General features: G+C 48.3%; 11 protein-coding genes and 1 pseudogene. 7 read left to right on the top strand and 5 right to left on the bottom strand.

All coding sequences use genetic code 11. From position 1 onward, the window contains the following. Positions 1-830: 830 nt before the first annotated feature. The gene (locus NDI45_RS29825) at positions 831-1,610 is read right to left on the bottom strand and encodes a photosystem II S4 domain protein (RefSeq protein ID WP_348249943.1); all 780 of its coding nucleotides are present in this window, start codon (positions 1,608-1,610) and stop codon (positions 831-833) included. A 182-nt stretch (positions 1,611-1,792) separates the two neighbouring features. Here NDI45_RS29825 and NDI45_RS29820 point away from each other — a divergent pair, with 182 nt between their 5' ends. After that, positions 1,793-2,746 (top strand): NAD(P)-dependent oxidoreductase, encoded by a 954-nt coding sequence (locus tag NDI45_RS29820; RefSeq protein WP_348249942.1) that lies wholly within the window; start codon positions 1,793-1,795, stop codon positions 2,744-2,746. 232 nt (positions 2,747-2,978) lie between these two features. On the opposite strand, the gene NDI45_RS29815 is transcribed toward NDI45_RS29820, so the two are convergent. Together NDI45_RS29815 and NDI45_RS29810 are read right to left on the bottom strand one after the other, a co-directional pair. Continuing rightward, a complete protein-coding gene (locus NDI45_RS29815) occupies positions 2,979-3,332 on the bottom strand; it encodes a VOC family protein (protein WP_199296356.1) in 354 nt (117 codons plus the stop codon). Positions 3,333-3,574: 242 nt separating this feature from the next. Next, on the bottom strand, positions 3,575-4,513 hold the full coding sequence (locus NDI45_RS29810) for a manganese catalase family protein (protein ID WP_190790270.1): 939 nt from the start codon (positions 4,511-4,513) through the stop codon (positions 3,575-3,577). Positions 4,514-5,071: 558 nt separating this feature from the next. On the opposite strand from NDI45_RS29810, the gene NDI45_RS29805 reads away from it, so the two are divergent. Together NDI45_RS29805 and NDI45_RS29800 are read left to right on the top strand one after the other, a co-directional pair. Continuing rightward, positions 5,072-5,413, top strand: a complete 342-nt coding sequence (locus NDI45_RS29805) for a thermonuclease family protein (RefSeq protein WP_348249941.1) — start codon at positions 5,072-5,074, stop codon at positions 5,411-5,413. 284 nt (positions 5,414-5,697) lie between these two features. Continuing rightward, entirely contained in the window at positions 5,698-6,396 is a 699-nt protein-coding gene (locus tag NDI45_RS29800; RefSeq protein WP_190790268.1) for a GAF domain-containing protein, read from the top strand. Between the two features lie 295 nt (positions 6,397-6,691). Here NDI45_RS29800 and NDI45_RS29795 read toward each other — a convergent pair whose 3' ends face one another. Next, complete coding sequence (locus NDI45_RS29795) at positions 6,692-6,898, bottom strand: hypothetical protein (RefSeq protein ID WP_199296355.1); 207 nt, start codon at positions 6,896-6,898, stop codon at positions 6,692-6,694. 247 nt (positions 6,899-7,145) lie between these two features. On the opposite strand from NDI45_RS29795, the gene NDI45_RS29790 reads away from it, so the two are divergent. The 4 genes and pseudogenes from NDI45_RS29790 to NDI45_RS29775 form a co-directional block, all read left to right on the top strand. Further along, entirely contained in the window at positions 7,146-7,544 is a 399-nt protein-coding gene (locus tag NDI45_RS29790) for a hypothetical protein (protein WP_348249940.1), read from the top strand. A gap of 6 nt (positions 7,545-7,550) precedes the next feature. After that, positions 7,551-8,174, top strand: a complete 624-nt coding sequence (locus tag NDI45_RS29785; protein WP_348249939.1) for a GAF domain-containing protein — start codon at positions 7,551-7,553, stop codon at positions 8,172-8,174. Next, positions 8,158-9,459: an ATP-binding protein gene (locus tag NDI45_RS29780; protein WP_348249944.1), complete on the top strand. Its 1,302-nt coding sequence runs from the start codon at positions 8,158-8,160 to the stop codon at positions 9,457-9,459. The genes NDI45_RS29785 and NDI45_RS29780 overlap by 17 nt, the downstream gene beginning before the upstream one ends. A 145-nt stretch (positions 9,460-9,604) precedes the next feature. Continuing rightward, a pseudogene (locus NDI45_RS29775) lies at positions 9,605-9,958 on the top strand (response regulator); the annotation flags it as partial. 55 nt (positions 9,959-10,013) lie between these two features. On the opposite strand, the gene NDI45_RS29770 reads toward NDI45_RS29775, so the two are convergent. Further along, positions 10,014-10,195, bottom strand: a 182-nt coding sequence (locus NDI45_RS29770; protein WP_348249938.1) for a transposase family protein, incomplete at its 5' end; no start/stop codon positions are given.

Genomic DNA, 10,195 nt, shown 5'->3' with positions numbered 1-10,195 from the left:
ATCTAATTGTCGAGGTTCTGGTCTCAGAAACGTCGCCTTAGCTCGTTCGCTTTGGCCTCGCTCCCTCCACCGCTTTATCAATATAACTAACCTACCTCCTCACTGTCAACCCACACCCCTCAAAATTCTTGGGAAATTGCTGAGACGGTAATTGGAGCGATTAGATCTATGTACAGATACGTGTACAGACCTGAAAGCGGGTGGATGCCAAGTGGTTTCCTAGACTTTGTCAGCTTGTCAAGCAGAGCAGAAATGCGCCTAAATTGATAACGTTTTTGGGTCAATCCTTTGGGTTAACACTCTAGTGCAAATTGGTTTAGTCAATCTCGTAGCTTTACTCAAGTAATCGCCCTCCTACACGAGATTCTACAAGCTGAATCTCCGATCACAAGAGCCGTCGTGACCTCTAACGAACCAAGCTGGGATCAGAAATGCTGAAGGTTGTGGTTTCGGGTTACTTAAGCATTGCCTCGTCATAGTCTACCCTGATGAATTTGTAGATCTCGGAAAGCAGAATCGGTTAAGTCTGGAAATGCTCTGATCTCCGAAATGTGGTTGACGGAATGTTCAAACTCTGTCCTTTAGGCAATTTGGGGTTGATGGCTCGACATAAGCCGCAGTTAACGTTATCCCTGAGCGCTCAGACTCTACAAAAAATAGGCTCTTTTACAGCTTTGGTGAAACCTTCATTCAGCCTGGGCCTGGCAAGTCTTGCAGCTGAGCTTAAGCAATCCCGCTCACCTGATATGCCAGCATCTTTAAGGAGAAATAATTCGATCGCCTCAAAGTCAGAACAGCTTCGTATCACCGTTGCTCTGCCTTAGCCAGGGTTACACTAAACGAGTTAACTGCACCCGGTAACGATCCTTCTTTGTGACAGCCACTTCTCCGACTTCAAGCCGTCCCTTGCCACGAATGGCAACCAGATCGCCCGGCTTCAGCGTATGGCTCGACTGAGTAATCTCCTTCCAGTTCACTCGCACGTCGCCTGCGGTAATCAAATCCGCCATTTTGCTGCGCGACATTCCAAAACCTGCTGAAGCAATCGCATCAAGGCGCATCGAAGCTTCTACCGTGGTCATCTCTTTCTTCTTGGGTGGCTGAACCTTGAGTTCACTCAGGTCAATGCGGCGCGTCTTCACTGGAACCGATCGCACCTGAGTCAGATTAATTTCTAGAAAATCTGTGAGTTCAGGCACGACGATTGCCTGTGCCCCCCGCTCCCCCAGCACAATTAAATCACCCACTTTTTCCCGCACAAGACCTGTGCCTAAAAGCGCCCCCAAAAAATCCCGATGGCTGGCGGGGTCAAACAAAAAATTTCCGGCAATTTCCAGAGCAGCTAGCTCGACCTGAGACTGATCCAGCGGCAAATCTGATCGGGCAATGGCAACACGCTGCCGTTCTGCCTGCGGATAGCCTCCCCAGGTGAGAAACTGCACATCAACCAAACGAGAAAACATTTGCTGTACTTCTGCCAGTTCAGGCGGTGATAGGAAATCGGTACAGACGACTTCCCAAGCCTTGATTGCGACTTCTGCCTGGTCAATCACACGAACCGCCGTTTCTCGATTTTCAATTCCTTTGAGTAGGTCTTCCCGTGGCAGCATATTTTCTTCAGCACTTGAATTTTTATTCTAGCGGGTGAGGGTCAGGCAGGCGTGCGCCAATCGAGAGATGATTTTTTTCGAGCAGGGCATGGTTAGATGACAAGGAGCGGCACATGATGATGAGATTGCCGTCTTGTCGTTCAAGTGTTCTTTGTGTTCATTCTTCATCTTGATTTTTTCGCATGGTCAAACGCATTTTTGTTACGGGTGCAAGCGGCTGCATTGGTCACTATCTAGCGGAAGCACTAATTCAGCAAACGCCGCACGATTTGTTTTTTCTGGTGCGCGATGTGAGCAAGCTGAATTTTGACTATAACGCTCGTCCTGGCATCACCCTAGTTGAGGGCGATATGCGCGAGATCGATCACTTTGGTGACTTGTTGAAGACGATCGACTGTGCGATTCTCGCAGCAACTTCCTGGGGCGGCGCAGACGAAGTATTTGACGTGAATGTAACCAAAACACTGCGGCTGATGAGCCTGCTCGACCCCGATCGCTGCCAGCAGGTGCTTTATTTTTCGACAGCAAGTATTCTCGATCGTCAGAATCAGCCGTTGAAGCAGGCAGGTGAAATCGGCACAGACTATATCCGATCGAAATACAACTGCTACAGTCAGTTCTCGAAACTGCCGATCGCTCCTAAGATTACCACTCTATTTCCAACGCTTGTGTTTGGCGGCGATGAGAAAAAGCCCCTGTCCCACCTGACTTCTGGAATTCGGGAAGTGCTGCGCTGGGCAGGCTTGATTCGCTTTTTTAAGGCAGACGCAGGCTTTCACTTTCTCCATGCCAGGGATATCGCTCAGGTGGCGATGCATCTCGTGGATCATCCTTTAGAAGTGGGACGATCGCACGATGTGGTGTTGGGCAATGAGGCAATGACAGTCAATCAGGCAGTCGAAGAAGTTTGCGACTATTTGCATCAGCCGATCTTGTTTAGAATTCCGCTCTCGATCGGGCTTGCCAATTTTCTGATTGCGGTCTTTCGGATTCAGATGGAAGCATGGGATCGGTTCTGCTTGCAGTATCGCCACTTCACCTACACTAATCCGGTCAGTCCCTTAACGTTTGGCTTGCCTACCTACTGTGGGACGCTAGCAGATGTGCTGAAGGTGAGCGGCGTTCCGCCCCGCTAGGGCCGTCCTGGTAAAGCTACGGATGGCGATTTGATAGCAATGAAAATTTAGGAGTTGGCTTTGTTCAAATCGGGCAAGGCCTGACTGCCAAAGGCTTTTTGACTGCGCTGGACGACAATTTGCAAAGTGTGGGAGCCAAATTTGCTATCGTCACAATCATAATGCTGGATGAAATTTTGCCCGATGCCCTGACCGAGTTTCTACTAAGCACCTTGACTGATTAATCCAGCAACTAAGCAGCTATAACTTGCCCAATTTTAATCAGGTTTCCATCTAAATCAACCAGATAAAACTCTCGCATTCCCCAGGGCTGATTTGCGATCTTGCCGAGTCTGGGAATTCCCTCAAAGGGTAAGGACTGTATTTGAAACTCACGGAACAGTGAATCCACATCCCTCACCCGCAGATAGCATCCTGCATAAGATTCGGCTGGAATAATCTCAGCAAATCGAAAAAAATGAAGCTCGATCGTCTCACGAGAAACAATCGAGTAGTCTAAATCCTGAGCATTGGGGTCGGAAGACGCTTGAAACCCTAATTTCTGATAAAAAGCAATCGTCCTGCTTAAATCACGAGAAGGAAGCATTGGAATTGCAACATTGCATAACATAGCGTTTGCTTCCCACAAAGTTTGCATTGCATAAAATTTGCTGGCGTTGCCAATTGAAAATTATATCTGCTATCTGCATTTAGCAACGCCTTTCCGCAATGCCTACTTCAGTAATTTTTGAGGGGCATCATCTCCCTAAAGAACAAATTCGATTGTAGAGAAAACAGCTACTTTCGAGGTTCTGAAGAATTAGAAATGCCCCTTTTAGCAAATCACGACTATTCGCCCTTTGTGAGGCTATCCACTGCATCTACCGCGCTGTCTACAATGTTTTTCAACCCGTTATCGCTGGTTTTCATCATCGCAGGCGTTTTGGGCGTTGCATGGAGTTTGGGCTTGGGTTGCGGCGGCTCAACTTCTTCTGCAAGCGGCTGCGGATTTGCCACGTACTTAAATTCTCCTTTGCCATCGATCGACTGGCCTTTTGCCCATCGTCCTTCGGCACTGTCAGTTCCATCGGAATGGTTCCAGAATTCATAAGCGTGTTCCCGCTGCCCGTATTCGTGTGCAATTTTGGGGACAACGGTTTCTTCAAAGCCATCGCTCTTCAGTTCTTCGATCGCTGCAAGCCATTGATTCTGGTGCATCGTATCACGGGCAATCATAAAGCTGAGGTGATCGCGCACGCCTTTGTCATTGGTCATTTCATACAGGCGAACCGTCTGCATCAAACCTTGAGATTCGGCGTGGAGATTAGAGCGGAAGTCTGCCAGTAGGTTACCGCTTGCCGTGATAAAGCGACCATTCCAGGGGAAGCCAACGCTATCCGCAGGCATCGCGCCCTGACCAGACACAATCTCGTGCTGAGGGTTCATTGATGCAACAATTACATCTCTAGGATTTGATCCTCCCATTACCGCACCTACAACCGGATCTTTTACCCCTTCTTCTTGCATTTCGACAGGGGCTTTATCAAGCAGAAATGCAACCATTGTGGCAAGCATTTCAACGTGACCGATTTCCTCAGTTCCAGTATCGAGCAGTAGATCTTTATATTTTGCAGGTCCGCGACAGTTCCAGCCCTGGAAAAGATACTGCATCATAACAGTCATCTCGCCCATCGATCCACCAATGAGTTCCTGCAACTTCTTGGCGTAAATCGGATCGGGACGTTCTGGTTTGGTAAAGTACTGCAAACGCTTGGTGTGTAGAAACATGGTAACTTCCTTGACGTAGTTAATTACTTTCTGTCTAAAACAAAAGGCATTCCTCAAAACTGAGCGTAATGAGATGAATGAGGAATGCTTATTTTCCTAAGCAGCTTGCAAATTTTTGTGTAGAGCATAAGTTGCTCGTGGAATAAATCCTGTTCAAACTGCTAAAAAATTTGCCTCACTGGCTACTGTTCTAAAGATTTAAGAAAACAGTATGATCAACCTATAGAAATACAAATAAGAATTTGAGTTGATCTTACGACCAGCGGAGTATTGAAATAGTTTTATCTAAAATCTGAGCTTTGCTTACCCTCTGTCAATAGTTCACTATTTGATTGCCTAACAGAAGTAAATGAAAGCCAGAATTAATATGAACTGTAGAAAAAGCAGCAGGATAGAAGAGCCTAGAATGTCTACACAAAACCCTTCTGTAAAAGCTTAGGGAGGTTGAAGATATTTTGCTGCCAAACTTACAGCAATCAAGAAACTTTAACTCCTGCCCAGTCCCCCACATCCCAAGGCGAAGTTGCTCAAGTCGTGAATGTTCATGATGGAGACACGATGCGCATACTCTGGGATGGGAAAGAAGAACGAATCCGGCTCTGTGGCATTGATGCGCCCAAACTCAAACAGCAACTGAGAGAGGCAAGCCGGAACAATCTGCAATCACTGGCGAAGCGATCGAACAATCAAGCCAGGCTGACTGTGGTGGATGTCGATCGCTATGGTCAAGAAGTCGCAGAGGTTTTCAGTGTTAGCAGAACGGTTCTAAACGTCGAGCATATCAGAGCGGCAATGACTATCTGTACAGGCAGTATGCTTCTAACTGCCCTCACAAAGCTCAAATGGAGCAGGCAGAAACAGCAGTCAAAGCAGTCAAAGCAGGGAATCTGGAATATCTAAATGCCCTCAAGCCCTGGGAATATCGCAAAAAGCAACGGCAGTGAGGCGATCGCCCCGATGCCATCAATAAAACAGCCCTCGCTCATTCAGGTAGGGGCTTTGTTGTAGCCGTTTTTTAACTCTGAACTGAATCCCGGCAGCTTGAGCTTGAGAAGAAGGATGTCTGCCACGATCGGTGATAAACCCAAACTTAAGTTTTCTTTTTATTACGCTCTAAACACAACAAATAGTCCTCGAGAAACTTCAGCTTAAATGGAGGTAAGAAGCATCACAAGGGCAAAGCCATGGCAGTGCCAATCCCAAGCAATGAAGCTGAAAGGCTAGAGGCGTTACGGCAGTATCGAATCTTAGATACTGACCCTGAAGCAGGACTTGACGATATTACTCATCTCGCCTCATTTATTTGTGGAACACCGATCGCGTTGCTGGTCATGCTCGATCAGCATCGGCAGTGGTTCAAATCAAAAGTTGGGTTGGCTGTCTCGGAAACGCCCCGCGAGCAAGCCTTTTGTTCCTACGCGATTTTGGGACAAGATCCGATGGTGGTTGAAGATGCACATGCTGACGAGCGGTTTGCAGACAATCCTTTAGTGACGGCAGATCCTTACATTCGCTTCTACGCAGGTGCGCCACTGATCAATCCAGAGGGGCAAGCCTTAGGCACCCTTTGTGTAATCGATCAAAAAACTCGAAAACTCAACCTAGATCAGCTTTCTGCCCTACAAGCCCTCGCTCGGCAAGTCGTTTCTCTGTTGGAATTGCGTCGTGTTTCTGCTGCCTTAGCAGAAGCTGTCGAAAATGTTCACGCCTTGCGTGGATTGTTGCCCATTTGCGCTTGGTGTAAGAATATTCGGAATGATGAGGGGTACTGGCATCGTGTCGAAGATTACATTAAGCAGCTTTCCCACGCTGAACTGACCCATGGCATTTGCCCAGATTGCACGAAAAAGCATTTCCCGGACGTACCCGACCTGGTCAAGTGAATCGTTAGAACAAACATCAAGCTTTCTCTTCAGTGGCTGTCTATACCGTGGCTGTTGCGCCTGTTGTTGGAAGGCTTCGATCAGCAAGAATTCCCTTTCCAGTGACTGTTATAGCAGAAGCAGCACAGCAGTCAAAGTAGAAAGTATGGCAGGATTCAAGCCTCATCCATCAGCTCGTGCAGAGTTTACGCAACCTGGACTGTTGCATCAAAATTGAAATAATTCTTTGAAGTCGGGCTGAAGGAGCTTTGCAATTACTTCTTGACACCGATACTTAGCAACAAAACTCCCTTTTTCAAGCAATCTCCTGAATCAAACGAGATTCAGCAATATCGCGAATTAAGGAGACATTCGCAGTGAGATAGTCATCCAGTGCCCGCACTTCTTCACCATTCAGCAAAATTTTCTGAGAGACACGCTGCAGCAGGAGCTTGACCAATATTGCATCTGAAAGAGCGACTAGATCATGGGGCAAAGCTTCTTCGGCAACAGCCCATGTCATTCGCAATATCGAGGGGCTAACCAGCATCACTTAAACTCCTTCTGAGATATTTAAGATTTTCTTTAGATTTTATGCTAGCAGCATTCATCTGCTCTTTAGAATTGCTTAACAATTTAATATTCTCTTTAGGATTGCTCTAGTTTACTTAACATAATGCAACACCCTGCTACAATTCAGAGAAAGTTATGGTTAGAACGCCATAAAGCTACAGTTCTGATAAAGTCACAGTTCTTCTCATTGCCCTGCTATGAATGGGTTTGAACCCCATAACACCCCTGGTCTTCCTCCAGGCAGTTTCCCTTCCGAACCTGTCCATTTCGCAGGCTCAATCCAGCCCTTTGGCATTCTGTTTGTGTTGAGCAATCCTGAACTGGTTGTGCTGCAAGTTAGCGCGAATACTGAGGATTATTTCGGCGTTTCGCCCGAAAATTTGCTCGGTCAGTCGATCGGTGTCCTGCTCGATGAGGTTGCGATCGCCGCAATTCAACAGGGAGTAAAGCAGGCGAGCCGCTACAGCAAGGCAGCCCTTCACCTTTGGAGAGGCACGCAGTGTTTCAACGGCACTGTACACGCAACGGCCACCGTAATCATTCTGGAGGTAGAACCAGCGCACGCCCAACCCCATCTGAATGCCTTACAGCTCTAAACGCAGGTGAATCAGACGATCGCCCAACTGCGTCGCCTCCCCGATCTGGCGGAATTTCTGCAAGCCGCAGCCGTAGGGATTCGTGTGCTCACAGGGTTCGATCGCGTCATGATTTATCGCTTTGATGCTCAGGGCGCGGGGGCAGTGATTGCAGAAGCAAAGCGAGAAGACTTAGCTCCTTATCTGGAACTGCACTACCCGGCAACCGATATTCCAGAACCCGTGCGAGAACTTTATCGACGCGGACTGCTACGCTACATTCCCGATCTCAATACCCGACCGATCGCGTTAATTCCCGCAGAGAATCCAGTCACCCAACAACCGGCCGACCTGGAACGCGCAATTCTGCGAAGTGTTGACCCCTGCTGCGTGGAATATCACCAGAATATGGATGTCGCTGCCATTCTGGTCGCCGCACTGAACCAGGGCGAAACCCTGTGGGGGCTCATTTCCTGTCATCACCAAAGGTCAAAAACAATCAGTTACGAAATGCGGGAAAGCTGCGAACTGCTGGCGCAACTGATTGCATCAGAACTGGCAAACAAAGTCAATACCGAAGAACTCAACTATCTGACAAAGCTGCGATCGTTGCAGTCCGACCTTTCTCCAATCGATTTCCCAGGCGAATGATCTGAAACAAGCCCTGATCAATCCTGCTCCTCGCCTGCTGGACTTGGTTAATGCTGAGGGGGTAGCAGTGTGCCTGGAAGATGAAATTACCCTAGTTGGAACCACTCCCACGCTAGAACAGGTTCGCGCCCTGCTTCAGTGGGCAGAAATGCAGCTTCCCCGGTTCAACGCCCCGCTATTTCACACCGATTCACTGCCTAAGCTTTATGCTGCCGCCGAGCCATTCAAGGACAGTGCCAGCGGAGTGCTTTTACTGCAAATTTCCCAGGTGCGACGCTACACAATAATTTGGTTTCGCCAAGAAGTGCTGCAAACAGTCAACTGGGCAGGCGATCCGAACGCTGCTTTGAACGTTGCAGAAAACGGCAGCATCACCCTTAGTCCGCGCAAATCGTTCGAGCGATGGCAGGAAGTCGTGCGGTTCACCTCGTTGCCCTGGAAAACCTGCGAATTGGAGAACGCGCTCGATCTGAGAAGTGCGATCGTCGGCGTTGTCCTTAAAAAAGCAGACGAGTTAGCCAAAGTGAACCGGGAGCTAGAAAACAGCATTCGCGAGCTAGATTCCTTTGCTTATGCGGCTTCACATGACCTGAAAGAACCGCTGCGCGGCATTCATAACTACTCTAACCTGCTGCTGAAAGGCTACTCCGATATTCTGGACGAGTCCGGCAAGGCGCGGCTGCGAACCCTGACCCGCCTAACCCGCCGCATGGAGTCGCTGATCGATGCACTGCTGAAGTTCTCCCGGCTGGGACAAACCGAACTCTATCTTCAGCCCACGGATCTCAACTCAATCCTGCATCAAGTTATTGAAGAACTGCGCCTCAGTCACCCCGACCTGCAAACCGAATTTCGGATTCCGCGTCCGCTCCCGACCTTCCACTGTGACTCCATCCTGATTCAGGAAGTCCTGATGAACCTGGTCAGCAACGCTGTCAAATACAATGACAAGCCTCATCAGTGGGTCGAGATCGGCTTTATTGAAGCAGACAGAACACAGAAAATCATAAACAAAACCCTCTTCTCCCCATCTCCTCACCCCCTCACCTCCTCATTCCCTCACCCCCTCACCTTTTACGTCCGCGACAACGGCATTGGCATCCGCGATCGCCATCTCAACAGCGTCTTTCGACTGTTTAAGCGACTCCATGAGCAGCACTTGTATGGCGGAGGAACAGGGGCAGGATTGACGATCGCTAAAAAAATCATTGAGCGTCACGGTGGGCAAATTTGGATCGAGTCCTGCTACGGCGAAGGCTCAACGTTTTATTTCACTTTGAATTAATCAAACCAAGAATTAATTGAACCAAACGCCCAGAGGCAGATCCAGATGTCAGCCTGAGTAGGTAGGATTAGAATATTAAGTTTTTGTAAGATATCTGAACTTGCTGTAGTATGCTTGATGGAGCATCGGTGCTTAGTAATACAGAATGGCAGCTCAATCCTTCAACCCTTTGCTGATTGCCGAAGACAGTGACGAGGATTTTGAGATACTGGAACTGCTGATGCAGCAGATGAAGGTGCAGAATCCGATTCATCGCTGCACCAATGGAGATAAAGTTTTAGATTTTGTTTACCAGGATAGAGCAAATGGAAAGCAGCGCAATATACAGCGCCCCTCAGTGATTTTGCTCGACCTGAACCTACCCGGTACAGACGGTCGTGAAGTGCTGGAACAGCTAAAGCAGGATCAGAGCGTTAAAGAGATTCCGATCGTCGTCTTTACCACTTCTTCAAATCCCAAAGACATCGAATTCTGCTATCAGAACGGAGCGAACGGTTATTAGAGTTGTCGGGAAATAAGAACAGAGTTAGCCAATGCGACCTTTCAAGTTCTTCCTATGCCGCAGTCAGGTAGAAGTTCCATAATCCTGCTGCGGTTAGCATAAGGTGATCATCAGACTCCGCTTTTCGATTGCGATAGATAGCGCTCACCGCGTTGTAACGCTTGACTCCAGCAAACGCATTTTCACAGACCACTCGCGATTGACTTAAGGCTCGATTCTCCTCCTTTTGCTGCG

This window comes from Leptolyngbya sp. GB1-A1 (assembly GCF_039962475.1).
Lineage (GTDB): Bacteria > Cyanobacteriota > Cyanobacteriia > Elainellales > Elainellaceae > Leptolyngbya_A.
This window is presented reverse-complemented; position numbering and strand designations above follow the sequence as displayed.

What these genes read in the sequence shown, in the direction of transcription:
- NDI45_RS29825 (WP_348249943.1), bottom strand. Translation starts at nt 1,610, where the DNA reads ATGCTGCCACGGGAAGACCTACTCAAAGGAATTGAAAATCGAGAAACG.
- NDI45_RS29820 (WP_348249942.1), top strand. Translation starts at nt 1,793, where the DNA reads ATGGTCAAACGCATTTTTGTTACGGGTGCAAGCGGCTGCATTGGTCAC.
- NDI45_RS29815 (WP_199296356.1), bottom strand. Translation starts at nt 3,332, where the DNA reads ATGCTTCCTTCTCGTGATTTAAGCAGGACGATTGCTTTTTATCAGAAA.
- NDI45_RS29810 (WP_190790270.1), bottom strand. Translation starts at nt 4,513, where the DNA reads ATGTTTCTACACACCAAGCGTTTGCAGTACTTTACCAAACCAGAACGT.
- NDI45_RS29805 (WP_348249941.1), top strand. Translation starts at nt 5,072, where the DNA reads ATGCGCATACTCTGGGATGGGAAAGAAGAACGAATCCGGCTCTGTGGC.
- NDI45_RS29800 (WP_190790268.1), top strand. Translation starts at nt 5,698, where the DNA reads ATGGCAGTGCCAATCCCAAGCAATGAAGCTGAAAGGCTAGAGGCGTTA.
- NDI45_RS29795 (WP_199296355.1), bottom strand. Translation starts at nt 6,898, where the DNA reads ATGACATGGGCTGTTGCCGAAGAAGCTTTGCCCCATGATCTAGTCGCT.
- NDI45_RS29790 (WP_348249940.1), top strand. Translation starts at nt 7,146, where the DNA reads ATGAATGGGTTTGAACCCCATAACACCCCTGGTCTTCCTCCAGGCAGT.